Below are 25,153 nucleotides of genomic sequence, written 5' to 3' on the forward strand. Positions count from 1 at the left end.
CAAATGACAATACCTACTATCGTACAAAGCTAAATCAAATAATAAATAACCCAGCTTCTCCGAAACACTATGTAATATAGTAGAACGAACTTTTCAGTTGTGCGTAAAAACATCCTATCACCTCATACACTACGGATAGAAGAACACACGCTGTTTAAGCATCCGCGTTTAATTAAGGCATTACGTTCGATACGGCAGATCTCGAAAGTTGGGATTTTTGAGAAACCTTGCTACAAAATTGTGATTGAAAAGCCGTTCAGCACATTTCGACTTGTCAATTTCATATTTATTAACCACCTTTATATAAGGGCAATAGTAAATTTCAGAGTTAATCATTTTTCAATGATGCGTATCTGATTACATGGTGTGACCAAGCCGTTAAGTTTTACAAGGAATGTAAGAGTATGGAACCACAACGCCTAACCCACCTCCAGCGACTCGAGGCGGAAAGCATTCATATTATTCGCGAAGTTGCCGCAGAGTTTGATAACCCAGTGATGCTGTACTCCATCGGGAAAGACTCTTCGGTTATGCTACATCTCGCAAGGAAAGCGTTCTTTCCCGGGAAAATTCCATTCCCTCTCCTCCATGTAGATACTGATTGGAAGTTCAAGGAAATGATCGCTTTTCGCGATCGGATTGCCAAACAATATGGCTTCGACCTTTTGGTCCATAAAAACCCTGAGGGATTGGCTATGGGATGCAATCCTTTTGTTCACGGCTCATCGAAGCATACCGATATTATGAAAACACAAGGTTTAAAACAGGCTTTAAATCAATACGGGTTTGATGCGGCTTTTGGCGGAGCAAGGCGTGATGAGGAAAAATCTAGAGCCAAAGAACGCGTGTATTCATTTCGCGATAAAAATCATACATGGGATCCAAAGAATCAACGTCCTGAGCTCTGGAAAACTTATAATGGCCAAGTCAACAAAGGAGAAAGTATCCGAGTTTTCCCTCTATCAAACTGGACTGAACTTGATATTTGGCAATACATCTACCTTGAAGATATCGAGATCGTACCCTTATACCTTGCTGACAAACGGCCCGTCGTTGAACGCGATGGCATGCTCATTATGGTTGACGACGATCGCATGAAACTAAAACCTGGTGAATCCATACAGCATAGGAGCGTACGTTTTCGTACATTAGGTTGCTATCCACTGACCGGTGCTATTGAATCTAATGCAAAAACACTGACAGAAGTCATTGAAGAAATGCTCGTTGCAACCTCAAGCGAGCGCCAAGGAAGAGCCATTGATCACGATCACTCTGGTTCAATGGAACTCAAAAAGCGTCAAGGCTATTTCTGAATAGTCTAAGGCTAAAAACCTAAGGCTAGAAATCTAAGGATAGTAAATGAATAGCACGATAGAAACTCAATTAGCTGAACTGGGTATTGACGGCTATCTCAAGCAACATCAATACAAATCAATGCTTAGGTTTATAACCTGTGGGTCTGTCGATGACGGCAAAAGTACGTTAATCGGGAGACTACTTCATGACTCAAAGCAAATTTATGAAGATCAGCTTGCTGCTGTGCGCTCAGACAGCCAACGAGTCGGGACGACAGGAGAAAGACCAGATTTAGCATTACTTGTAGACGGCCTGCAAGCGGAACGAGAACAAGGAATCACCATTGATGTGGCGTATCGTTATTTCTCAACCCAAAAAAGAAAGTTCATCATCGCAGATACACCTGGCCATGAGCAATATACAAGGAATATGGCAACTGGCGCATCAACCAGTGAGCTTGCCGTAATCCTTATCGACGCAAGGAAAGGCGTGCTCGATCAAACCCGACGTCATTCATTTATAGCAAGCCTGCTCGGTATTAAGCACTTTGTGGTTGCTATCAATAAGATGGACTTAGTCGGATACTCACAACAATGCTTTGAAACGATTCGTAACGATTACCTCGCCTTTGCCAAACACCTAAACGGGAAAATCAATATCCATATCATTCCCATCTCTGCACTTGAGGGAGACAACGTCGTTCTGAAAAATAATCACTTATCTTGGTTCGACGGGCCATCGCTATTGGAATTGCTAGAAAGCATCGACATTAACCAAGTGAAAATGGAAAGTGATTTTCGCCTACCGATACAATATGTAAACCGTCCGAATTTAGACTTTCGCGGTTTTTCAGGGACCGTATCTTCAGGCACCTTAAACGTTGGGGACGCGGTTAAAGTACTTCCATCAGGGAAGACATCTTCAATAGCCCGTATTGTCACTTTTGATGGCGACCTCCAACAAGCAAGCACAGGCCGAGCCATCACCGTCACACTCGATGATGAGATTGACATTAGCCGTGGCGATTTATTGGTAAAAGAACATGCTAACATCACACTGAGTAACCGACTCGTCGCTAACGTCGTTTGGATGACTGAACAGCCACTAGCCACTGACCGAAACTACGACATCAAAATTGCAGGTAAAAAAACGAACGGTCGCGTTATCGATATCCATCATCAGTACGACATCAATAATCTATCCCAACATCAAACAAGAGAGTTACCATTGAATGGAATAGGTTTATGTGAATGGGAATTCTCTGATGACTTGCCTATCGATAGCTATCAAGAATGTGCGGATACAGGGGGCTTCATTGTTATCGACCCATTAACCAATGTCACAGTCGGTGCAGGAATGATAAAAGCTTGCCTCGCCTCAACCCTGAAAACCGTCAGTTCAACTCATCCCCCAGAACATCATTTTTCATCATTTGAACTCGAACTCAATGCACTGATTCGTAAACACTTCCCTCATTGGGAAGCCAAAGACATCCGTGAACTACCAAAAAAGTAAATCGATTTAAACGCTGAATCAGTTAGCGTTGATGTGTTCGAGCGCTGGCTTCTAAGGAAGAACAATGTGGGAACAAGGATTCGTACTCGCCATATTATTCGGCATCATTACTTGCCTGCTTGTAACAAAAATAAAGCCAAGTTATATCTTTGCTGGAGCCGCTTTTATTGCATTTATGACAGGGATGATAGAGCTAAAAACGATTGCTAACAACTTTACCAACCCGTCATTATTAACCTTGGTTATGCTCATTCTTGTGTCCTGTGCACTTGAGAAAACGCTATTAATCAGTTGGGTCAGCCGCAACATCTCTGAGGGACGTCTTGGACATGTCATTGCAAAGATGAGCATTTCGACAGCGCTACTTTCTTCATTCACCAACAACACCGCTGTCGTGGTTTCTATGCTCGGTGCAATAAAGCGCAATCAACAGCACGCCCCGTCAAAACTTCTTATTCCTCTCTCTTATGCGGCCATTTTTGGAGGAACGCTGACACTCATCGGAACATCAACGAATTTGATCATCAACAGCTTTGTAGAAGATGCAGGATTGCCTAGCCTAACATTTTTCACTCCGACACTCATTGGCCTTTGTATTCTCGTTGGTGGAGTATTAGTGTTGATCCCTCTTAGTTATTTACTCCCTAATTATGATGATCAGGGACATGATGAACTGCCCTACTTTTTAGAAGCTCGAGTTGAACCAAATTCCAATTTAGTCGGACGCACAATCAGTGAAAATAAACTACGCGCACTGCGAAAGCTCTTTTTGGCCGAAGTCGTGCGTAATGGCGTCAGTATGCCATCGATTGGCCCTGATTTTGTGCTGCAGGCAAATGACCGATTACTCTTTTGTGGAGAAGTGGACAGTGTCGCCACGTTACAAGATATTCCCGGTTTAACACTCTTTGGCAACCAAAGCGTCAACGGCCAAAACTTTGTCGAAGTTTTCATCAGTTCTTCAGCCTCTATATGCCAACAAACGCTAAAAGAAAGCAGGTTTCGAGACCGATTTGATGCTGCCGTGGTGGCGATTCGACGTGGTCATGAGCGCTTAGACGGAGGACTTGGTAATATCACTCTAGAGCCAGGAGATACGTTAATATTACTACCTGGTAAACGCTTTGAGTCTGAGCGCAAAGCGCATAGAAAAGAATTCATGATGGTGAGTGATCTCGATGCCGGCACGCGCTTGGACGCCAAAACATCAACCGGAGTTCTCCTAGGTTTTGCTACTGTTATCGCATTAACCTTGCTCGGTATTGTGCCAATAATCAAAGGACTCGCGCTCTATCTCATCGCATTGATCGCCTTTGATATTATTCACATCGCAGATCTAAAACGACGTTTCCCAACGGATATCGTCATGATTGTAGGGTCAGCACTTTCCATCGCCCAATGGATGATAACGTCGGGGCTTTCAGAGCAAATGGGCTCTCTCTTCATCAATACATTCAATGGTTCAGGTGTATTTGGTGCTTTGGTTGCTACCTATTTGATGACACTAATATTGACTGAATTAGTCACCAATAATGCGGCCGCCGCACTCAGTTTTCCCATCGCTTACAGCATGGCCATGGGTTATGGGGTAGACCCTATGCCTTTCATCATGGCCGTACTATTTGGCGCAAGCGCTAGCTTTATTTCTCCATATGGCTATCAAACCAACTTACTTGTGTATAGCGTAGGCAACTACAAGTTATCTGATTACATTCGCATGGGTGTACCAATCTCGATTGTGTACTCGATCTTGGTACTCACCTTAATCCCTGTCTTTTTTCCGTTTTAATTAACAAATTAGTGTTGGCGTCTACGACCAAGCATGCTGAGCACAATCAAACCAAGGCCAAATACAAACAGCGATGTCGGCTCGGGAATAATGTTTCTAGGCGTAACACCGCCAGCGCTCCCATAAGATTTGTCACTCCCACTACAACCACCGTCGCCATTATCGAGAGTATTGGAGCCAGAGCATTGTTGTTGCGCCCTTATTCCAACAAGTCCAAAATCATCTAAGCCAAGCGAAAAATCATCCGTAGTCCATGTAAAGGTCTGAATACTATCGAATCCTTGACTGCCCAATCTAAATACGAGTTCCCATTCACCATCTGGAGCATCTAAACTCGGGTTTAAACCATTGAGATTACACCCTGCACCACCACAACTATTTGACGTAGTATCGACATTCCACAATGTTACCTCTCCAGATGGAGTAACATTACGTAACCCAATGTCGCTAGCAGTGTTTCCAGGCATCGTCTGATCGCCAAAATCAATAAACAAACCTAATCCTTCCGCATCCCAAGGATCAACGGTAAATTCATAATTGAAAAGATGATTAGTTTGATCATGATTAACGGTAAATATATAGCTACCTGAACTCCCCTCATTAGAAGTCCACGTATCATAGACGATGGTCGCGAGAACCGTGCTGGAAGTAAAACAGCAAAGGCAAAAAAGAAGCAATGATTTCACATTCATAATAAATCCTTACTCTTATGGCTTTTATCTATTTAGAGCAAGGTTTAAGCCAAAAAAACAAACTTATTTAAAACAATACATTAGCTGCATTGCATTAAAATTCTAGCATTCATATGTAAAAAATATGGACACTGTTTGGTTTCCATAACTTAAATAACATAATGCTAGGCAAATATGAAAAAGCCCTCGCTAAGCAAGGGCCGTGAACATGATTCTTGAAGTTAAAAGCAGACCATTAATCATCCAAGCATGTTTGATATCGCATCTGATGATAATCAGCATCACCTAAGTGCATTTGTGCGACACGGATTCGCTTAAGGTACAAGCCAACATCCAGTTCATCCGTCACGCCTATTCCACCGTGCATTTGAATGGCCTCTTTAGTGACCAGATCAGCCATTTGATTGACTTTCCACTTTGCTAAACTCACCGCTTTCGTTCTGGATTTCTCATCCACAGCCCCATCAATGGCGGCAAGCGCGTTCATCAAGGTACTTTTCGCAAGCTCTATCTCAACAAAACTCTCAGCGGCACGATGTTGAAGAGCTTGAAAACTTCCGATGAATTGATCAAACTGCTTGCGTGTTCTTAAATACTCTAACGTCATATTAAACAGCGCTTCACTTGCACCAAAGATTTCAGCGGATAAACATGCATTCGCCAAATCTTGTGACAGTTCTAGTGCCGAGAAAGTCTGCTGCGCATTGCCTAGTACGGCATTCTCTCCAATAACGACATCATCAAACGTTACTTTTGCCATATTTCGTGCATCCACTAACTTGGTGGCGTCAACAGACACGCCAGCGCTGTTGGCCGACACATAAACAAGACGAAGTTGACTATTCAATTTGGCGACAACAAGATACCCATCTGCACCAACGCCATCCGAAACGAGCACTTTTTTACCATTAAGGGCATAGCCGTCTGCGGTTGGCTTAAGCGTACTCTCGACCGTTTTTGGGTCATAGATATGGCTTTCTTCAGATGCCAACGCAAGACGGAGGTCTCCGCTAATAACCCCGGTCAGCCACTGATCTTTCTGTGATTCTGTGCCAAGGTTTTCAATAAGAGAGCCACATAACACGACCGAAGATAACAAAGGAGATGCCGATAGGTTGCGACCAATCTGAGTGAAGACTGCTCCGAGACCTTTGTAACCAAAGGCTAGACCGCCATACTCCTCTGCAAATGGAATCGCTGTCCATCCCATTTCAACCATACTTTGCCAAAGCTCATCATTATACGCTTGATCGGTGTTGGCATCGCGCAGGGCTCGTTGCTCAGAAACTGGGCTCTGTTCTCTCAATAAACCCTCAGCACTTTCCAGCAACATCAACTCATCTTGAGAATATACTAAACTCATTCTACCTCTCCCTTATTGCGTCTTATCGACTTTACTTGCATCAGGCAAGTTCAAGATACGTTTCGCGATGACATTTAACTGTATCTCTGAAGAGCCTCCGGCAATGGTTTGAGTGAAACTGTTGAGCCATGCGCGGGTCACGCCCAATTCCTGTTCTGTAAATGTATTTTCGTCCCAACCGAGACCGCGATAGCCCATCACATCGAGGAGAAGTTCAAACTTCACTTTTTCTTGCTCTGTATGGACCAATTTCATGATCGACATCGTGCCATTTACATCAATGCCCGAACGCGCCTCTTCTGTCATTCGGGCCACCGTGAGTGCGTAAGCTTGCTCTTCCATATCGGCAGTAATCAATCGAGCTTGTAATGCTGCAGTTTTCATCGAAGGCGCTTTCGGTAAATAGGCTTTACTTAATGCCAATAAGTCATAGTGCGTTGGTAAACTGAACTCTCCAAACTTCGACATCGCCGCACGTTCGTGCTGCAATAATTGTTTCGCTAATGACCAACCTAAATTTGGTTCTCCGATCAAATTGTCTTTTGAAACGCGCACTTCATTAAAATGGACTTCACAAAATGACGATTTACCACTGATCAAATCAATAGGTGACACTGTGACGCCAAGTGCATGCATATCGATTAACAATAAAGAGATGCCGTGATGTTTAGAACCAGAACTGTCGGTTCTAACTAATGCGTACATCCAATCACTCTTATTGCCATAAGAAGTCCAAATTTTAGCGCCATTGACGACGTATTCATCACCGTCTTCTTTTGCTGTTGTTCTAATATTCGCTAAATCCGATCCTGCATTAGGCTCGCTGAACCCTTGACACCAACGGACTTCACCTTTCGTCATTGGGGTAAGAATGCGATGTTTTTGCTCTTCTGTTCCATATTTCAATACCACTGGACCTAGCATCCAAATACCGAGGTTGATTTGTGCAGGTCGGCAACCAAGACGACGAATTTCTTGCTCTAAAATATTCTCTTGTTCTGCATCAAGACCACCGCCACCATACTCTTTTGGCCAGCTTGGGCAAAACCAACCTTGATCTCGCATTCGCTCAAACCAAACACGTTGGTCTTGTGTTTTGAATGTTATCTGGCTGCCGCCCCATACAAGCTCATCATCTGGGGTTGGCGTTCTCAATGATGCCGGACAGTTCTCTTCAAGCCATGCTCGGACTTCCTGTCGAAATGTTTCTTTCTCGCTCATCCATGCTCTCCTTGATTTATCTTGCGCGAGGCAACCCAAGCCCCAACTGCGCTATGAGTTCACGTTGAATTTCATTCGTCCCACCACCAAACGTGAGTGTCACCGATGCGCGTACTTCATATTCCAGCTCACCCTCAAGTAATGATGCTGCCGAGCCTTGACGAACCATACCATTCGCACCGGTGATCTCTTGAAGTTTTCGCAATATCTCAATCGCGGATTCCGAACCATACACCTTAGTAGTTGATGCTAATGCGGCATCAAGTGCGCCTGCCTCTAGTTCAGCAGCAATACGGAAATTAATCATGCGCATGGCTTCAAGGCGTGCATAACATTCGGCGAGTGCGGTACGAACCCACGCTTTATCCATCGCTCGCTGACCTTGCTCATCTGGCGTTTTGGCCCACAAAAATACTCGGCGAAACAATGCCACTACTTTATCAGACCAAGAGCCAAGACCAAGCCTCTCGTGGTTCAATTGTGCGGTCATCAATTTCCAACCACCATTAAGCTCACCCACTAACATCGATTTAGGCACCGCAACATTGTCATAGTAGGTCGATGTCGTTGTATTCGATGTGGTTGGGATCAGGGTATGAGAAAAACCATCAGATTTCGCATCGACAATCATAATCGAAATGCCTTTGTGGCGAGGCAATTCAGAGTCGGTACGAGCGGCTAGCCAGATAAAATCAGCTTCGTTCGCGCCAGAGGTCCACAATTTGGTGCCATTGACAACAAAGTGATCACCTTTATCACGCGCTACAGTTTGTAAGCTTGCCAGATCCGAGCCCGCATTTGGCTCAGAGTAACCAATAGCAAAATGGATATCACCACGAGCAATACCTGGTAAAAATCGTTCTTTTTGCTCTTCTGTACCAAATGTCATTAGCGCAGGACCTACCGTGCTAATCGTGACAAAAGGCAAAGGCGCACCTGCGATATTCGCTTCTTCAAAAAACAGTAATTGTTCCGTCGCGCTATAACCTTGGCCGCCAAATTCTTTTGGCCAGCCGACCGCGAGCCAACCGTCTTTTCCCATTTGACGAATCACATCTCGATATTCTGTGCCGCTCTCCGCTCCACGTAATCTGGCGTTGAGGTCCGGCGTCATTAGAGTAGAAAAATAATCTCGGATTGTGCAGCGTAACGCTTTCTGTTCTGGTGTTAAATCGACAAACATACTGCCTCCTACTCGCTACCTAGAATAAGTCCACTGGTTGGCACTCCGGTACCTGCAGTAACAAGTACGTTTTGAACGTCGTCAACTTGGTTTACTGCCGTCCCTCTTACTTGTCTGACAGCCTCCGCCACACCATTCATGCCATGGATGTAAGCCTCACCAATTTGGCCGCCGTGAGGGTTAATCGGCAATTTGCCCCCTCTTGCATGATGCCCTGCTCGGATAAACTCTTTCGCCTGACCTTTCGGTACAAAACCAAACTCTTCAAGTTGAGGCAGAACAAAAGGCGTAAAATGGTCATAAATGATTGCGGTTTGAAAGTCTTCTGGTGTCAAACCAGATTGGCTATAAAGCTCTTTTGCTACAACGCCCATCTCAGGTAACCCCGTAATGTCATCACGATAATAAGACGTCATGGATTGTTGCCCATCAGCAATACCTTGCGCACCACCTTTAATGATCACCGGTTTCACTTGTAACGTTTTTGCCACTTCAGTTCGAGTGATGACCATTGCTACCGCACCATCAGACTCCTGACAGCAGTCAAATAGATGCAAAGGCTCGCAAATCCAACGTGAGGCTTGATGTTCTTCTAACGTCAGGGGTTTTTGATAAAAGAATGCATTCGGATTCGTGGAAGCAAAATCCCGAGCGGCAACCGCGACGCGACCAAAATCTTCTGATGTTGCCCCATGTTCATGCATGTAGCGTTGAGCAAACATGCCAACCCAAGCGGCAGGCGTATGGAAACCATGAGGTAAGTACCAACCATAATTTACATTTTCAAAAATAGGCGTTGATCCAAATCCATAATCGCCACTACCAAATCGATACCAAGAACGCTCGTTCATTGCACGGTATACAACCACGGTATTCGCGACGCCCGATGCCACCGCCATGGCTGCATGCATAATAGGAGCACAAGCAGCACCTCCACCATGAGGAATTTGCGAGAAAAAGGTAACTTTTTCACAGCCCAACAGACGAGCGAGCTCGTATTCCGGCACTTTATCTACTGAGTAGCTACAAAAACCATCGACCTCTGATGGGGAGATTCCGGCATCTTCAAGTGCCGCGAGTGTCGCTTCCATCGCTAAACGTAACTCTGTTCGACCCGAGTTTTTAGAAAATTCGGTCGCACCTAAACCCACAATGGCCGCTTTTCCACTAATTGACGAATCCATTCTTGCTCTCCCTATTCCTGCAACGACAACGAAACTGTGCCGCTAACGTGGGTACCTATACTATTTTTACCAGCAATGCTCACGACCACTTTGCTCGTTTCCGCATCAACGCTCGTAACTTCTCCCTTAAATACCATCGTATCTCCGGGGTAATTCGGCATACCAAGCTTGATCTTAAGATCGTTCAAACGTGCGCCTAAACCAGCCCACTCTTCGACATAACGCTGAACTAACGCATTCGTAGTCAGAATATTCATAAAGATGTGAGGTGTGCCTGCTGCCTGTGCAGCATCTTTATCATGGTGCCCAGAAAAGTAGTCACGAGTTGCAATAGCCCCACCGGCAATAAGCGCGACAGTGATTGGAATACTCAACTCAGGTAACGTGTCACCGACATTAATATCGCTAATTTGATTATTTTTCTTCGAGATCATATTTCCACCCGAGTGTGTTGTTATCTGCTAGCCAATCGCCTAAGCGCTCTAAGTTGTCACTACTGCCACCTAGAGCAAGAGAAAGAGCGCGGCTCCAATATAGGAAGAGGTAAGTCGGTGAGCTAATATCGACACCAAACCCACCGTGGACATGTTGTGTTTTGTGGCAAATAAAATGACCCGCTTCACAAGCATGCCAAGCGGTTGACGTTGTTTCCGCATCGACTGGAAGATCAGCATCTAAACGATAGATCAACTGCCACAAAGTCGAACGCAGTGTTTCCAATGAAATCTGACAATCAGCCAATGCCATTTGAACCGCCTGAAATGCGCCTATTTGACGTTCAAACTGACGACGCTCTGTTACATAGTCAACGGTTCGTTTGAGTTGTTGCTGGCATAAACCCAACATCATGGCAGATTGAGCGGCGACTAAACGAGGACTTAGCCAATCATAGGCTTCCTCAGACAATAGTTGATTCGCGTTGATACATACTTCATTGAATATTAGGTCCGATACTGACTCACCGTGAGTCAAGACGCCATCAATGCGTTCAATCTCAGACAGACTGAGATCAATAACGACCAAGCGTTTCATTCCATCAAGATTGACCGAAAGCAACACACACTCGCTCTCGCTGACTTCCGGCACAGCATCGACACGACCGGACAAAATCAGTTGTCCACCTTGTACTTTCGCTACGAGTTGCGAGTCTTTCAAATTGGCGATAGTGAGAACATTCGCCCCCTCTGCGGCAGTAATCGCCAACGGCATTAACGACGAATCGCCGAAATTACAAAGGGCAGCTGCCGCTAATTGATGTCGATACAAAGGCACCATAGCAAGCGACTTACCTTGCGCTTCAAGCACCACCATCAACTCCGTCATCTTAAGACCACTTCCGCCAACAGAGTCAGGAATGAGCAGAGAATGCAATCCGGTCTCAATACAGGTTTGCCATAAAGGCGTCATACGCGATTCGTCCGAATCTGCAAACAAACACAGTTGCTGGTCGGTGCAATAATCACTAAATACCGACAGGGCCAGTTCTTGAATCGCACGTTGGTCATCAGAAAGAGAAAAATCCATTACGCCCCCTTCACTTTAAACATTGGTAACGTGAGATCACCATCGAACGTTTCAAAACATACTTCAACCGGTGTACCAATGGCTATATTTTTGGGGTCCATACCAACTAAGCCTGCGGTTAGTCGCACCCCCTCTTCTAGTTCAATCAGGCCGATTGGGTTGGGATAATCAAAAGGGGGAACTTCTGGATAGTGCATGACAACGTAAGAATAGAGTTCGCCTTTACCACTGGCCACTTTGTAGTCAAGGTCAAAAGACTGACAACGCGTACAAACAGGTGCAGGTGGGTGTTGAAGGTGATGACAAGATTGACAATGCTGAATGCGCAGCTCGTGTGCATCACACCCATCCCAGAAAAAGCGTGTATCATCACTAATTCCAGGCTTTGATCGTTTAATAACAGGAATCGTTGATTCTTTCTCTTGCTTCGCTTCAACGGGTTGAGCTGGTTTGAATTTAAATACCCGAAATAGCAACTCGCCCACTTTCTCGTCACCGCTTGAACGTTCAGAGAAATAGGTCATCTTCAACGTAACAAAAAATCCGGTGCCTAACGCCGTCTGTTTTTCTTCACTAAGATGTTCAAAACGAGTGGTGTAATACAATTTCTCACCCATTTTTAGATAACGTTCAAAGCTGAGTTCCGAATTGACAGCCACCACGGATGGATAACCTTGCTCTTCGAGTAAACTCAACACACCATAAGGGTTGTCATCGGTCGAACCCGGAGGATAATTATTTTGATATAACCCCGACTGACACCAACTTTGAAGCATCGCCGGCGGTGCAACCAAGCCCTCAAACTCAGTGCGAAGCGCATACTCAGGATCAGTATACAAAGGATTATTTATTCCCATGACTTCACACCACTGTCTAACCATCGCAGGGTTTACTTCGTCCCAAGCATAGATACGACCGAACTCTTTGCCGACCATTTCACGTAATGGGGTTAACCAGTTATTTTCAGCCAATGTTTTTCTCCTACTATTCAAAACAACTCAATATTGTGTTTAAGCTTGTGCTGCAGATAAGAAAGCTGGTTTCTCTCCGCCACCATGGAGCACGAGGTTGCAACCGCTGCCATACAAACAATGGTCTGAAGCGAGAAACAGACAAGCCCCACCGATATCACTTGGCTGAGCCATTCGTCCAAGAGGTATTGTTTCGCTTACTGCTTTAATTCCGGCCTCGTCGCCATAATGAAGTTCAGATTGCTCAGTTTCGACCAATCCAGGCGTCACCGCTGCAATACGAACTTTAGGAGCCCACTCAACCGCCAGAGATTGCACCAACGACAGAACGCCTGCTTTGGCAGCACCATAAGCGGCTGTCCCTGGAGATGGTCTTAGCGCACTCACACTGCTAATGAAAATGATCACCCCCTGGCTCTGTTGCGATTGCATTAATGTGTTGGCTCGTTGAGCAACATTTAGAGGCGCGATCAAATTTAAACGGATGATGCTTTCATGAAATCTCGGAGATGCCTTATCTGCCAGTGCAAAGGGACTGCCTCCTGCATTATTGACGAGTACATCCAATTGGCCATATTCAGCCTGAATAATGGCAAATAACGTGTCGATAGAATCCAAATCTCGTACATCAACGGGTAGGAATCTTGCGCATCGCTCCCCATCACTTGGAAGCACCTCTGGCTCTCTACGGCCACAAACAATGACAGTGGCACCGCTTTTTAGAAAAGACCGCGCGATACCAGCACCAATGCCTTTCGTACCACCAGTGATAAGCACCGTTTTGCCTTGATAATCAAATTGCATATCCACTCCCTCTTGCCAAAGTTCCACCTAAGGGAACTGTCCTGATTGTATTTTCTCTGGATTGGTTCCTACGTGCGTCGTCTAAATGGACGATGAAAAAAAGGGTGAGTTATAGAGAATTTGCGCTAAAGAGAAGGAGTTTCTGATGGACGACAAACCGGTTTTACTGACTTACCCGATCAAGGGTGTTGCACAACTTACCTTGCATCGACCAAATGCGACCAATGCACTGAGTCTTGAGCTTCAACAACAGCTAGCCGATCACTTTGCGCAGTTATCTGAAAATCCAGATGTGAGGTGCATTGTTTTAACCGGAGGAGAGAAAGTCTTTGCTGCAGGAGGTGACATCCATAGCATGGTCGATTGCAGCCCAATTGACATATACAAACGACACACCGAGCGATTATGGTCTCCCATTGCATACTGTCCGAAGCCTATTATCGCCGCTGTGTGTGGCTACGCTTATGGTGGCGGCTGTGAGCTCATGATGCATGCTGACATCATTCTTGCTGGCGAGAGTGCATCATTCTGTCAGCCCGAAATTAACATTGGAATCATGCCGGGTATTGGCGGTACGCAACGTTTGGTTCGTGCCGTCGGTAAAGCCAAAGCGATGCAAATGGCTTTAACGGGTAAACCCATCACCGCCCACGAAGCATGGATCGCCGGTTTAGTCAGTGAAATATGCGCCGATCAAAATGTGCTCGAACACGCACTATCGATGGCAAAGCGAATTGCTCGTATGCCCCCACTTGCGGCAGAACAAATCAAGGAAGTCATTAACGCAGGTATGGATACTTCTCTGGATGCCGCATTAGCCATTGAACGTAAAGCCAATGCTTTGCTATTTGCTTCAAGTGATCAAAAAGAGGGCATGCAAGCCTTTATAGAAAAACGCTATCCTGAATTTAAAGGGAAATAGCCCCCTAAAAGAGTTACTTATCTAGATCATCATGTACATCTAAAGCAATAGCTCGGCTCAAAAAACAACCTCAAGATGCTTACTAAAGCATTTTGAGGTTACAGGCAAGTTTGGATAGCGAATTTCCAACTCACTACAGTGATGTTAAATGCCTACATCTGCATCATTGCAGGCAAGAGGAGCAACACTATTTAGAAGAATACGTACCAATTCAGTTTGCCTTCTTACACCGGTCTTTGAAAAAATAGAGCGCAAGTGGGCACGAGCAGTATTACGACGGATATTGAGTCTTTCAGCCGCTTCTTCCAAAGACAAACCATTTGCCAATTCGAGCGTCAGCGCCGTTTCTGCGGTTGTAAGGCCGAAGATTTTTTTCGCTACGTGACTGCTCGCTTGTGATTTGGCCACAGAGTCTCGAATATAAACCACGGCCTTGCCCTGACCAATGCTGTTTTCCCAAGCTGGTGACGGAATGACTTCAACCACAACACCTAAGTTCACTTCGCCTGATGGTCTCGCAATGGACATGGCTTCAGGAAGAATCGGCCTGTCTGATTCACGAACCATTTTAAAAGAGTTTTGAATTAACTGTTTCAGCTCGCGATTATCATTTGGGTAGTGCGCGGTCAACTTTCCGCCCTGAACCTTCAACCCATCTTCTTGTGTAAGCAACTCATTGGCAAATACATTCTGCTCCAAAATCCGTCCAGATTCATCGATTTGAACCGTTGCAATCGATAATCGACTGATCGCTTCGTTATACATAGTGCCAAGGGAATTACTTCTATCCAGTTGCTGATGAATATCTAAAGCACGCTTAAGGTGGGAAACCAACATCTGACACAATACTTTTTCTTCATTGCTGAAGTTAGGTTCAGATTCTGGTCTGGTAATTCGAAGTTTAACGATGCCACCATCTCGAGTAGCGATATCAACGGACATGACATGATAGACACCAACGTTCGCGCACCAGTACTTTCGATAAGTACTTTGCTCCCAAGCCTCTTCATCCATCAAATCATCGACGGTAAAAACGGTATCGGGTTGTTGATTGTTAAATGGTGTAATGTGGTAACGATAAGGAAGATACTGGACTTTCTTCTCTGCACTAATACCACTACCTATCGCAATCATTAGACCAAGCTCTTCTTCTTCCTCTTCAAACGTCGGTTTTAGGATCAAAGTAACGTAATTTGCGGCAAAGCAATCACGCAAAGCTTGCAGCGGCTTATACCATACAGACTTGCTCTGTGAGAGATCATAGATGGTTTCAATCAATCCGCTGTATTGATTTAGGTTAAAAGACACGTCCGCCAAAATACCCTCCGTTATACTAATTATTCAAGGGTAGGAACCCGCAGTAATGATTTACTGCGGATCGCACTATGACTGAGCAAGACACTCCGTGAGTTCAGGCACCACGGTAAATAAGTCCCCTTCAAGACCGTAATCAGCAAACTGAAAAATGGGCGCATCAGGATCTTTATTGATGGCTACTATGACTTTGGAATCGCTCATCCCTGCAAGATGTTGAATGGCGCCAGAAATCCCCACAGCTATATACAGCTCAGGTGCTACAATTTTGCCAGTTTGTCCCACTTGATAATCATTGGGTACATAACCAGCGTCCACTGCAGCGCGTGAAGCGCCAAGCGCTGCACCCAGTTTGTCAGCTAGCGGCTCTAAAAGAGTGCGGTAATTTTGATCACTACCAAGCCCTCTTCCCCCGGATACCACGACTGACGCAGTGTTGAGTTCTGGACGATCGGATTCAACTAATTCTGTCTTCACAAACTGCACAAGACCTAAGTCTGCTCCAGCTGCGATACTTACTAACTCAGCCTCACCTTCCATGGCTGCTTTCTCGAACGCAGTCGTTCTAACGGTTAAGATCTGAATATTTTCTTTTGATTCTAATGTTAACAATATGTTACTAGTGTATATATATCTCTGATATATGCCAACACTTTCAATGCTAATAACGTCTGAAACTTGAGCTATATCAAGAAGTGCGGAGATGCGAGGCGAGACATTTTTACCAAACGTTGAACTTGCACAGATAACCGCGTCATAGCGTTCTGATTCAACTAGCTCGACCACCAGTTCTGCAATATTTTCTGCCACTAAGCCAACATAATGTTTTGCATCTGCTTGTAGTACGCGATTTATACCGGATATTTGACGGCATTGTTGGGCAACGTCTTCGCACTGATATCCAGCGACAAGTAAGTCTATGGTCGAATCCGATTTGAAGCTCGCTAGTTTCTGAGCTGCACCGACTGCATTGCATGTTGCACTCACGAGCTGATTATTAAGGTGTTCTGCGACAACTAGTATTTTCATAATTTCCCCCTAAAGCACCTTTGCTTCATTCTTCAGCTTTTCAATTAGCTCATCCACGCTTGACACCATTACTCCCCCTTTTCTCTGTTCAGGAACGGTATATGCCACCGCTTTGAACCTAGGAGTCGTATCAATACCTAAACTTTCGATTTCGATACAATCGATAGGTTTACGCTTGGCTTTCATAATATTTGGCAAAGACGCATAGCGAGGTTCATTCAATCTCAAATCACAAGTCACCACGGCAGGCAACTGCATAGTCAATACTTCTAAACCAGCATCAACTTCTCTTGTTACTGTCAGTTGCTCCTCTTCTACACGAACTTCTGACGCGAAAGTACCCTGCGGCCATTTAAGTAGAGCCGCTAACATTTGTCCGGTTTGATTACTGTCATCATCAATCGCTGCTTACCAAGCAACAACAGTTTTGGCAGCTCCTGCTCTACTACCGCTTTTAGGGTTTTCGCTATCGCTAGTGGCTCAATGCCATCTTCAGCAAGGACGTGAATACCTCGATCAGCACCCACTGCAAGTGCCGTGCGAATGATGTCCTGACAACCTTGGCTACCAATACTCACTACTACAACCTCAGAAGCAATGCCTGCTTCTTTAAGTCGAACCGCTTCTTCAATCGCAATTTCGTCAAATGGGTTAATCGACATTTTAACGTTATCAAGATCAACGCCAGAGCCGTCTGATTTCACTCTTACTTTTACGTTATGATCGACCACGCGTTTGATGGGAACCAGAATCTTCATGTGTTACTCCCTCACTAGTGCTTGGCATCGATAACTCAACCCACTCATGGTGGTCATCGATGCTTCGGATTTTCCCTAAGTTTCAACAAGCGTAAGAAAAAGTAACGCACCAAACATCGTCCATTGAGACTAGCGTTAAAAGTTTCACCTAGATGGGATAATAAGACTGACATCAGCGCTATATTGCGCTTTTATTAATCGCAACTTTTGTCCACGAATGGCGACGACGTAAGAGACATAGAATAGGCAATAAAGAAAATCCAAATATTACCCAACTTGAAGGCTCTGAAACCGCTGTGATGACGATTCCAGTGGGATCTTGAATGTCACTAATCGTCGTATGATTGTTCGTTTCGAAGTTCGAACCGTAAAATCGAATCGACTCAATTTTAAAAGCATTTGACTCAGCAAAAATGTTGATGAAACCATAAGGTTCTGAACCATTCTGCCCTAAAAAATTGTTCGTTAGGTTGCCATCGTAAATGGTAAGGGGTTAAATCGTCGATTAACTCAAAAATGGTTTGAGTCGTGAAATTGTACACATCCGAGAGTGTATTCACGTGTAGCAAATTCCCACGATCACTTGCGCTCCACCAAAGACCAAAGTAACCACAGGATTATCAAACTCGAGCGTCACGGCCGAGTTATTCCTCGGACTTACAAACAAGTAATTTCCGATACCATCGGCACCGCCCCATCCTGTTTAGTTGAAGCATGATTTGAGAAACGTTACGTAAAGCGGATCTTTGCGGCTTTTGAAAGAGGTATCGCTTGGCAACTTAAAATCAGATTTTGCTTAATGTCGCGTTCATCGAGAACCTCATTAACCAGCATACTCACTTCCCCATCAACAACTTCGCACATGCACGAAGCACATAGACCACTACAACATGAATACGGTAACTCAAGGCCTGCTTTCTCAGCAGCATCTAATAGTGTCTCATCTGATTGCCAAGAGAACTGGTGCGTCTCTCGTCCAATTTCTAATGTCGTCTCACAAGTTGTGATCTCATCATCAGGCCCTGATTGTACAGGCTTATCGTTAGAACTAGACGCAACAAATCGCTCCAGATGAATGGCAGAAGATGGAATATCGACATTCACAAGTGCACTCTCGACTGCATCCATAAACGGACCAGGGCCGCAGATGAACACTTGAGAGGAACACGGCATTCCACTCGCTAAAGAAGTCAACAATGATTGGCTAGGGATACCACTAAGACTTTCTAATAGGTGAATAACTTCAAGACGCTGAGGGTAGTCAGCCTGCAGTGTCTTGAGTGCGTCTTTAAATATAACCGATTGCTGATCTCTATTAGCATAGATAAGACGAATTCGAGCGTTTCCTTGCGTTAAGGCTGTACGTAAAATCGAGTAGACCGGAGTAATACCGCTTCCCCCGGCAAACAGCAACAACTCATCCTTAAAATGCTTAGGAACAAACACGCCCGATGGGGGCATTATTTCAACGACATCACCTGACTTTATATTGTCACACAGGTAGTTGGACACTCGGCCATCTTTCACTCGCTTCACGGATACCTGTAAGAAGTCATCAACTTCTGGTGAGCTCGACATAGAATAACAACGAACTTGGCTTTCCCCATTAATGGTGACACGCAAAGTAATGAACTGACCTGGTTGGTAATGGAAGAGCGATCGCGCAGCTTGTGGTACTTCAAACTGCAGAGAAATCGCGTCTTCCGTTTCTTGAACAACATGCTTAACCACGAGCGAATGATACTGAGTTGCCTGCATAAAGACGTCTCCTAAATCTGAGGACAATTAGACAAATGGGTCCATATTTGGCATTCCGAGCATCACAGCGCCATGAGCTCTCATATAGGTATCTGTATTATTTGCAATATGACCACGAGCTTGGTGAATATCACGGAAAATACGTTCAATGGGGTTGGAACGATACAAACCGGACGCGGCGCACGCACGCAACAAGCCATCAACTTGCTCTGCACATAACTTAGGAACCGCAGAAGACTGCGCACGTTGCAGTAAGCGTTCATTCACATCTAAGGTTCGATCATCACGAATACTCTCTACAATTCGACCGTAGTTTCTAAACAGAACCAACTTCAACTGGTCGCTGACCATCATCGCGTCACAAACTGCAAACTGGGCGTTCGGATCTTCTGCAGTTTTGCTGCCGTGCTTGCCCATGTGTGCACTTGCTCGAGTTTTGAACTCTTCAATTGCACCATCCAATGCACCAATACAAGCAGAGGAAACCGCACGTTGGAAAACTTGTGTAAACGGAATTTTATATAGCCAACTTGAATTTGTGGCACGGCCCGGACAACCCTCATCACTATGATTATTGGTACGTTGAATACGGTGCGCAGGGACAAAGACGTTATCAACCACAATATCATGACTGCCTGTTGCTCTTAGTCCATGAACATCCCAATTTTTTTCAATTTGAAAGTCCGATTTAGGCAAGAGGAATGTCGCGTGCTCTAAATCACCGCTGCCATCCTCTTTTGGCAGTAGAGCACCAAGGAAAATCCATTCGCAATGCTCACAACCACTCGAAAAACCCCAACGCCCAGAGAATTGATATCCTCCCTCAACTTGTTCCGCGTTACCGACAGGCATATAAGTGGAAGCAATCAGCGTACTGCTGTCATTTTGCCAAACATCTTGCTGCGCCTGCTCAGGGAACAACGGTAATTGCCAATTATGAACACCGATGACACCATAAATCCAAGCGGTAGACATACAACCTTTCGCTAGCGTCATCTGAATTCGATAGAATACGCGTGGGTCCAACTCATAACCGCCCCAGCGCTTTGGCTGCAACACACGAAAAAGACCCGCAGCTTCAATATCCGCGACCGATTCACTTGGGACTTTGCCGTCAAGTTCTGCTTGATGAGCGCGTTCTCTCAATTTTGGAATGAGTGCTTCTGCCTTTTCGATCAGATCGAGTGCCTCTGGAGTGAGGTAATCTTCATTGACGGCGTGTGCGGTGATTTCTTCATAAATAGCCATGTTTATTCTCCTAAACACCCCGTCAAATCTAGACGGTATTGGCGTTACTCTCTTTTGATTAGACACTGAAAGATTTCCACACTTGTTGTGTGCTCTCATCGTCAATACGGACTAAGAGTAAATAGAGTCATGGCAGTAGAAGCAACACTACCTAAATACAGTTGTGGAAAGTGCGTTAAAGGTAGATCTGAAGATGGAGTACAGAAGATGAAGTCATGCTTAAAACATTTATGGACAAAAATCATTTAGAGCATGATTTTTGTCCATGTCCTAGTGATAAGTTTTGCTCATCATCAACGATAAGAACAACTAGCCAAGCCAAGTGTAGGGTGTCAGCTATGGTGGCTCCCAGTAAAAATATAAATAGCGCAGTCTAACTCAATGTAATCACTGTTTTTAGTTTCGAGAACTCACTGTGTTCCAATGCATTAAGCATCTTTTCGAATTTAAAAGTGACTGGAATACTAACTTCAACACCACCATTTGCAATACGCTCAAGTAGTGCTTCTCCGTTTTGCATCAACGTATACCAATCTTCTTTATCACCAAAATCATGTAACGCGCCCAGGGCGATTTCGTGGTAAGAAATAGTGCGCGTAAATGGAGGATCAATGGGTTTGGCAATACGATCTTGAATGCAGACAATATGTCCATTCGCTCTTAACAGCGGCACTAAATGGGCGGCATTTTCCCCACTCACCGCATCAAAAATGGCGAAGTATTTCATGTCGATTTGAGATTGCTCCCGATAAACTTGACGAATACCTAAGCTTTTGGCTCGCTCTTCGCTCAGACTCGCTGAGATAACATCAACGATATAACCCGCTCTGACAAGGATCTGGGATAGCAAATTATTCACCGCGCCAAAACCAACGACAAGCACTTCTCTTTGTCGGGTTAATGGAATTTTTTCAAATGCTTGCCACGCAGTCAGCATCGGACAAGGCAGTGACGCAGCAAGTTCAAAAGATAGGTCCTCAGGCAGTGTCATCACTCGCTCAACGTTCAAAACCGTATATTCAGCGAAGCTACCATGGCGATTTAGTGAGCCATGATACGCCACTCGACGGCCAATTAGACTGGTATCAACTTTAGACCCTACTTGCACGACAAAGCCTGCACCATCAACACCTGGAACATGGCCATTCGGCCAATTTAAAGGATTGGCTTTAATAAATTTCCAATCGACAGGGTTAATACCAATCGCTTTGTTTTGAACTAGTATTTGATCGTCTGCTAATTGTGGCGTCTTTGCCTTATCTAAAACAAGACTGTGTGTCTCAGTTTGATATTGCCAAATTCGATAGGGTTCCATCTCAATTCCGCTCGCTTAATGAAAGAAATATGGCACCGAGGAGCTGTCTGTCCTTGGTGCCTGATATATTATTACTGATAAGTAGGATAATCGATGTAGCCTTCGGCTCCGCCCCCATACAAGGTTAACCTAGCATCGGCATCAAACTCGGCCAAAGGTAAATCATGGGCAAATCGGGAGACTAAATCAGGGTTCGTTACAAAAGGCGTACCAAAGGCAACGAAATCAGCATATTGCTTATCTAGCAACTGTTGTGCAGATTGCGTGGTCAACTTTCCTGCAACCATGATTGGATTAGAGTATATTCGGCGTACTTGCTGGCGAAACTCTTCAGGTACCTCTACATAGCGTGATATGTTTTCTGAAAAATGCACATACGCAAGGTTCATCGGTTGTAGTTTTTCCAGCAATGCTAACGTTAGTGGAACAATTTCAACATCATCCCCAGCAAAACCCTCTCCGATATGAGGAGACAGACGAACCGCAACTCTTTCCCCACCAATTTCGTTGGTAAGAGCTTGCAACGTATCAACCAGAAAGCGCATACGATTCTCTTGGCTGCCGCCATATTGATCACTTCTTTGGTTGCTTTCTAAGCGTAAAAAGGTATCAAACAAGTAACCATGCGCAGCATGAACTTCAACACCATCAAACCCTGCTTCAACAGCATTTCTTGCAGCTTGAACAAAGTCGGCAATGGTTGCTTGGATTTCATCTGCACTCATTGCTTTTGGCTGCTGGGTTTCCACCATGCCAAACCCGCCTTCAGGTAATGGACCGAAGACCTGATCTGGAATTTTTATCGCTGATGGTGCCAGGGGTTGTGAGCCTGAAATATCGGAATGACTACGACGGCCAACATGCCAGAGTTGGATAAATATCTTACCCCCTTCCTCATGAACAGCCTGAGTCACTTTCTTCCAGCCTTCAATGTGTTCTTCTGTGTAAATGCCTGGCGTCATAGAGTAACCCCGACCAACCGCTGAAACAGGAGCGCCTTCTGTGACAATCAAACCAGCGCTGGCACGCTGACGGTAGTAGGTTGCCATCATCTCGTTTGGTACATCACCAGGTTGAGACGTGCGTGAACGAGTCATCGGCGCCATAGCGATACGGTTTCTAGTCTCAAGTCCGTGACCTTTAAATGCCTTGAACATACTTCCCCCTTAAGCTTTATACGTTGGATAATCAATCAACCCTTTTTCACCGCCACCAAACAAGGTGTTCGGATCGTGCTCTGCGAACGGATAGCCATGAAGTAATCGTTCAGGAAGATCTGGATTCGCCACAAAAGGCCGACCAAAGCCGATCATATCAGCCAGTCCGTCACCAATAGCTTGTTCCGCTTTTTCCGCCTTATAACGACCTGCATAAATCAAAACGCCTTGGTAAGCCTCTCGCAAGGCTCGTTTAAAAGAGACTGGCGTATCAGGGGCGTCATCCCAATCAACTTCGGCGATATGCAGATAAACAATACCGTGCTTATTCAGTAACGAAGCAGCAGCGGTATAGGTCTCAATGGGGTTCGCATCTACGGTGCCATTTAAGGTAGTCAAAGGAGCAAGACGCACGCCTACACGGTCAGCGCCAATCGCTTCAACTAATGCTGCAACGACTTCATCAAGAAAACGAAGACGATTTTCTAGGCTACCACCGTATTCATCACTGCGGCTGTTAGCTTCGGAGTCTATGAATTGGTTGATCAAATAACCATTCGCCGCATGAAGTTCAATGCCATCAAAGCCTGCCTCAATGGCATTCAATGCCGCTTGACGATAATCTGCGATGACTTGTTGAATATCCGCTTTTGTCATTGCTCTAGGCTGCACGACGTCAACAAAGCCAGGTTCATCACTGCCATTATCAACGAATACTTTTACGTTTTCCGCTTTTAACGCTGATGAAGAAATCGGTTGCTCACCACCAATGTTATCTGGGTGAGTGACTCTGCCCACATGCCAGAGCTGCGCGAAAATAGCGCCATTTTCTGCATGTACTGCTTGAGTTACTTTACGCCAGCCTGCTATCTGCTCAGGAGAATAAATACCTGGCGTCCACGCATAGCCTTTTGCACTCGGTGAAATTTGTGTGCCTTCGGAGACAATTAAACCTGCACTGGCTCTCTGAGCGTAATACGTCGCCATCATTTCATTAGCAACATCCCCAGGTTGAGTTGCTCTGGATCGCGTCATCGGTGGCATGACGATGCGGTTTTTGAGAGTCAACGCCCCCAATTGGATAGGTTGAAAAAGTGATCTAGACATAATAAGCCCTCTAATTTCTTGAGAGGGATATTAACAAACTCAACGCACCACATTGATAGCAACAAAGACAAATGATATTTGTTAAAATTGCAACAATTTGATTCAATGAAGAAGAAATAACTTAATATAACCTCCCTATAAAGCATGCTTTCATTATCTTGTGTTAGGGGACATTGACGAATATGTTTGTCTAAAACGAGTTATAGGTACCTTCACTTTTCACTGTTGTTAAGGAGAAATATGGATACTAAGGGCAAAACCATTCAGTCGTTGGAGCGCGGTTTCATGATTTTAGAAACACTCTCTTTCGCAGAATCACCACTGTCTCTGCAAGACATTACACAATCAGTCAAATTAGCGAAAACAACCGTATATGGACTGCTCGCAACGTTAGTCAAACTAGGGTATGTAGAACGTACCAAACAAGCATACCAACTCGGTTTAAGGCTGAGAGAGCTATCTAAGCCACTCGAGCAACGAGACGAACTTGTTCGTCGCCATTTTTACCCACTTCTAAAGAAAATGGCACTGCTTTCCAATAACACAGCTTATCTCGCAATCCAAAGTGGGGCTGATGAGTACCTTTATATCGACGCAATAGAAAAAGATAATCCCTTGACGATACGAAGCCCAAGAGGACGCCGAGAAAGTTTAATTGACTCTGCCATTGGTAAAATATTTGTTTCTTTTAACCCTCAACTAAAAAGAATACTAAGAATGCAAGGTGCGTTAACACCATGGTTGGAGATGGAAATTGAGCAGATTTCCCAACAAGGATTTTTATTGGATCTAGAGCAAGCAGAGCCTAGGCTGCACTGTTTGGCTATTCCTCTTTATATGAATGGTGACCTTGTCGCGGCTGCGGGTTTAAGTGGTGCTGCTGATGAACTCACGGAGGCAAAATTGCGTCATTTCGCTCAAGTATTTCTGAAGTAATTCGACATTATCGAATCTTATTTACTTTTCCCTCGAATCGCATCCCTCCTAGGATTTATCTAATTAA

The 25,153-nt window shown here is 44.8% G+C and carries 21 protein-coding genes and 1 pseudogene; 5 read left to right on the top strand and 17 right to left on the bottom strand.

Annotated features, from left to right (window positions below; all coding sequences use genetic code 11):
• The first annotated feature begins 404 nt into the window (after positions 1-404).
• The 3 genes from cysD (at position 405) to KHN78_RS20975 (ending at position 4,600) form a co-directional block, all read left to right on the top strand.
• A complete protein-coding gene (gene cysD / locus KHN78_RS20965) occupies positions 405-1,313 on the top strand; it encodes a sulfate adenylyltransferase subunit CysD (protein WP_210205359.1) in 909 nt (302 codons plus the stop codon).
• Between the two features lie 46 nt (positions 1,314-1,359).
• Complete coding sequence (cysN, locus tag KHN78_RS20970; protein ID WP_210205360.1) at positions 1,360-2,811, top strand: sulfate adenylyltransferase subunit CysN; 1,452 nt, start codon at positions 1,360-1,362, stop codon at positions 2,809-2,811.
• Between the two features lie 64 nt (positions 2,812-2,875).
• Positions 2,876-4,600 (top strand): SLC13 family permease, encoded by a 1,725-nt coding sequence (locus KHN78_RS20975; protein WP_210205361.1) that lies wholly within the window; start codon positions 2,876-2,878, stop codon positions 4,598-4,600.
• A gap of 8 nt (positions 4,601-4,608) precedes the next feature.
• Here KHN78_RS20975 and KHN78_RS20980 read toward each other — a convergent pair whose 3' ends face one another.
• The 9 genes from KHN78_RS20980 to KHN78_RS21020 all read right to left on the bottom strand — a co-directional run bounded on the left by KHN78_RS20980 (position 4,609) and on the right by KHN78_RS21020 (position 13,542).
• Positions 4,609-5,292 (bottom strand): PEP-CTERM sorting domain-containing protein, encoded by a 684-nt coding sequence (locus tag KHN78_RS20980; RefSeq protein WP_210205362.1) that lies wholly within the window; start codon positions 5,290-5,292, stop codon positions 4,609-4,611.
• A gap of 235 nt (positions 5,293-5,527) precedes the next feature.
• Positions 5,528-6,655 (bottom strand): acyl-CoA dehydrogenase family protein, encoded by a 1,128-nt coding sequence (locus tag KHN78_RS20985; protein ID WP_210205363.1) that lies wholly within the window; start codon positions 6,653-6,655, stop codon positions 5,528-5,530.
• Positions 6,656-6,667: 12 nt separating this feature from the next.
• Positions 6,668-7,876, bottom strand: a complete 1,209-nt coding sequence (locus KHN78_RS20990; protein WP_210205364.1) for an acyl-CoA dehydrogenase family protein — start codon at positions 7,874-7,876, stop codon at positions 6,668-6,670.
• A 16-nt stretch (positions 7,877-7,892) separates the two neighbouring features.
• A complete protein-coding gene (locus KHN78_RS20995; protein ID WP_210205365.1) occupies positions 7,893-9,059 on the bottom strand; it encodes an acyl-CoA dehydrogenase family protein in 1,167 nt (388 codons plus the stop codon).
• Between the two features lie 8 nt (positions 9,060-9,067).
• Positions 9,068-10,243 carry a lipid-transfer protein gene (locus KHN78_RS21000; RefSeq protein WP_210205366.1) on the bottom strand — a complete coding sequence of 392 codons (1,176 nt, stop codon included), beginning with the start codon at positions 10,241-10,243 and terminating at the stop codon, positions 9,068-9,070.
• An 11-nt stretch (positions 10,244-10,254) separates the two neighbouring features.
• Positions 10,255-10,677, bottom strand: a complete 423-nt coding sequence (locus KHN78_RS21005; RefSeq protein ID WP_210205367.1) for a MaoC family dehydratase — start codon at positions 10,675-10,677, stop codon at positions 10,255-10,257.
• Complete coding sequence (locus tag KHN78_RS21010; protein WP_210205368.1) at positions 10,658-11,767, bottom strand: acyl-CoA dehydrogenase family protein; 1,110 nt, start codon at positions 11,765-11,767, stop codon at positions 10,658-10,660. Before KHN78_RS21010 ends, KHN78_RS21005 begins: the two co-directional genes overlap by 20 nt.
• Positions 11,767-12,738: an OB-fold domain-containing protein gene (locus tag KHN78_RS21015; RefSeq protein WP_210205395.1), complete on the bottom strand. Its 972-nt coding sequence runs from the start codon at positions 12,736-12,738 to the stop codon at positions 11,767-11,769. Before KHN78_RS21015 ends, KHN78_RS21010 begins: the two co-directional genes overlap by 1 nt.
• Positions 12,739-12,777: 39 nt before the next feature.
• Complete coding sequence (locus KHN78_RS21020; protein ID WP_210205396.1) at positions 12,778-13,542, bottom strand: SDR family oxidoreductase; 765 nt, start codon at positions 13,540-13,542, stop codon at positions 12,778-12,780.
• A gap of 145 nt (positions 13,543-13,687) precedes the next feature.
• Here KHN78_RS21020 and KHN78_RS21025 point away from each other — a divergent pair, with 145 nt between their 5' ends.
• Positions 13,688-14,464, top strand: a complete 777-nt coding sequence (locus KHN78_RS21025) for an enoyl-CoA hydratase (protein ID WP_210205369.1) — start codon at positions 13,688-13,690, stop codon at positions 14,462-14,464.
• Between the two features lie 144 nt (positions 14,465-14,608).
• On the opposite strand, the gene KHN78_RS21030 is transcribed toward KHN78_RS21025, so the two are convergent.
• From KHN78_RS21030 to KHN78_RS21065, 8 genes and pseudogenes are all read right to left on the bottom strand, one after another.
• Positions 14,609-15,772 (bottom strand): helix-turn-helix transcriptional regulator, encoded by a 1,164-nt coding sequence (locus KHN78_RS21030; RefSeq protein WP_317984259.1) that lies wholly within the window; start codon positions 15,770-15,772, stop codon positions 14,609-14,611.
• Between the two features lie 75 nt (positions 15,773-15,847).
• Positions 15,848-16,807 carry an electron transfer flavoprotein subunit alpha/FixB family protein gene (locus tag KHN78_RS21035; protein ID WP_210205371.1) on the bottom strand — a complete coding sequence of 320 codons (960 nt, stop codon included), beginning with the start codon at positions 16,805-16,807 and terminating at the stop codon, positions 15,848-15,850.
• Positions 16,808-16,816: 9 nt separating this feature from the next.
• A pseudogene (locus KHN78_RS21040) lies at positions 16,817-17,565 on the bottom strand (electron transfer flavoprotein subunit beta/FixA family protein).
• Between the two features lie 729 nt (positions 17,566-18,294).
• On the bottom strand, positions 18,295-19,323 hold the full coding sequence (locus KHN78_RS21045) for a ferredoxin--NADP reductase (protein ID WP_210205372.1): 1,029 nt from the start codon (positions 19,321-19,323) through the stop codon (positions 18,295-18,297).
• Positions 19,324-19,350: 27 nt separating this feature from the next.
• Complete coding sequence (locus KHN78_RS21050) at positions 19,351-20,571, bottom strand: acyl-CoA dehydrogenase family protein (RefSeq protein ID WP_210205373.1); 1,221 nt, start codon at positions 20,569-20,571, stop codon at positions 19,351-19,353.
• Between the two features lie 373 nt (positions 20,572-20,944).
• Positions 20,945-21,886 carry a zinc-binding dehydrogenase gene (locus tag KHN78_RS21055; protein WP_210205374.1) on the bottom strand — a complete coding sequence of 314 codons (942 nt, stop codon included), beginning with the start codon at positions 21,884-21,886 and terminating at the stop codon, positions 20,945-20,947.
• Between the two features lie 71 nt (positions 21,887-21,957).
• Complete coding sequence (locus KHN78_RS21060; protein WP_210205375.1) at positions 21,958-23,043, bottom strand: alkene reductase; 1,086 nt, start codon at positions 23,041-23,043, stop codon at positions 21,958-21,960.
• 9 nt (positions 23,044-23,052) lie between these two features.
• Positions 23,053-24,150: an alkene reductase gene (locus KHN78_RS21065; RefSeq protein ID WP_210205376.1), complete on the bottom strand. Its 1,098-nt coding sequence runs from the start codon at positions 24,148-24,150 to the stop codon at positions 23,053-23,055.
• A gap of 240 nt (positions 24,151-24,390) precedes the next feature.
• On the opposite strand from KHN78_RS21065, the gene KHN78_RS21070 reads away from it, so the two are divergent.
• Complete coding sequence (locus tag KHN78_RS21070; protein WP_210205377.1) at positions 24,391-25,086, top strand: IclR family transcriptional regulator; 696 nt, start codon at positions 24,391-24,393, stop codon at positions 25,084-25,086.
• Positions 25,087-25,153 lie beyond the last annotated feature (67 nt).

The organism is Vibrio sp. B1REV9, from assembly GCF_905175395.2.
GTDB classification, from domain to species: domain Bacteria; phylum Pseudomonadota; class Gammaproteobacteria; order Enterobacterales; family Vibrionaceae; genus Vibrio; species Vibrio alfacsensis.

Bases quoted from the DNA above. Each gene is read 5' to 3' on its own strand.
- KHN78_RS21020 (WP_210205396.1), bottom strand. From the start codon at position 13,542: ATGCAATTTGATTATCAAGGCAAAACGGTGCTTATCACTGGTGGTACG.
- KHN78_RS21060 (WP_210205375.1), bottom strand. From the start codon at position 23,043: ATGTTCAAGGCATTTAAAGGTCACGGACTTGAGACTAGAAACCGTATC.
- cysN (WP_210205360.1), top strand. From the start codon at position 1,360: ATGAATAGCACGATAGAAACTCAATTAGCTGAACTGGGTATTGACGGC.
- KHN78_RS21055 (WP_210205374.1), bottom strand. From the start codon at position 21,886: ATGGAACCCTATCGAATTTGGCAATATCAAACTGAGACACACAGTCTT.
- KHN78_RS21010 (WP_210205368.1), bottom strand. From the start codon at position 11,767: ATGGATTTTTCTCTTTCTGATGACCAACGTGCGATTCAAGAACTGGCC.
- KHN78_RS20980 (WP_210205362.1), bottom strand. From the start codon at position 5,292: ATGAATGTGAAATCATTGCTTCTTTTTTGCCTTTGCTGTTTTACTTCC.
- KHN78_RS21000 (WP_210205366.1), bottom strand. From the start codon at position 10,243: ATGGATTCGTCAATTAGTGGAAAAGCGGCCATTGTGGGTTTAGGTGCG.
- KHN78_RS20995 (WP_210205365.1), bottom strand. From the start codon at position 9,059: ATGTTTGTCGATTTAACACCAGAACAGAAAGCGTTACGCTGCACAATC.
- KHN78_RS20990 (WP_210205364.1), bottom strand. From the start codon at position 7,876: ATGAGCGAGAAAGAAACATTTCGACAGGAAGTCCGAGCATGGCTTGAA.
- KHN78_RS21065 (WP_210205376.1), bottom strand. From the start codon at position 24,150: ATGTCTAGATCACTTTTTCAACCTATCCAATTGGGGGCGTTGACTCTC.
- KHN78_RS21035 (WP_210205371.1), bottom strand. From the start codon at position 16,807: ATGAAAATACTAGTTGTCGCAGAACACCTTAATAATCAGCTCGTGAGT.
- KHN78_RS20975 (WP_210205361.1), top strand. From the start codon at position 2,876: ATGTGGGAACAAGGATTCGTACTCGCCATATTATTCGGCATCATTACT.
- KHN78_RS21070 (WP_210205377.1), top strand. From the start codon at position 24,391: ATGGATACTAAGGGCAAAACCATTCAGTCGTTGGAGCGCGGTTTCATG.
- KHN78_RS21045 (WP_210205372.1), bottom strand. From the start codon at position 19,323: ATGCAGGCAACTCAGTATCATTCGCTCGTGGTTAAGCATGTTGTTCAA.
- KHN78_RS21025 (WP_210205369.1), top strand. From the start codon at position 13,688: ATGGACGACAAACCGGTTTTACTGACTTACCCGATCAAGGGTGTTGCA.
- KHN78_RS21005 (WP_210205367.1), bottom strand. From the start codon at position 10,677: ATGATCTCGAAGAAAAATAATCAAATTAGCGATATTAATGTCGGTGAC.
- cysD (WP_210205359.1), top strand. From the start codon at position 405: ATGGAACCACAACGCCTAACCCACCTCCAGCGACTCGAGGCGGAAAGC.
- KHN78_RS21050 (WP_210205373.1), bottom strand. From the start codon at position 20,571: ATGGCTATTTATGAAGAAATCACCGCACACGCCGTCAATGAAGATTAC.
- KHN78_RS20985 (WP_210205363.1), bottom strand. From the start codon at position 6,655: ATGAGTTTAGTATATTCTCAAGATGAGTTGATGTTGCTGGAAAGTGCT.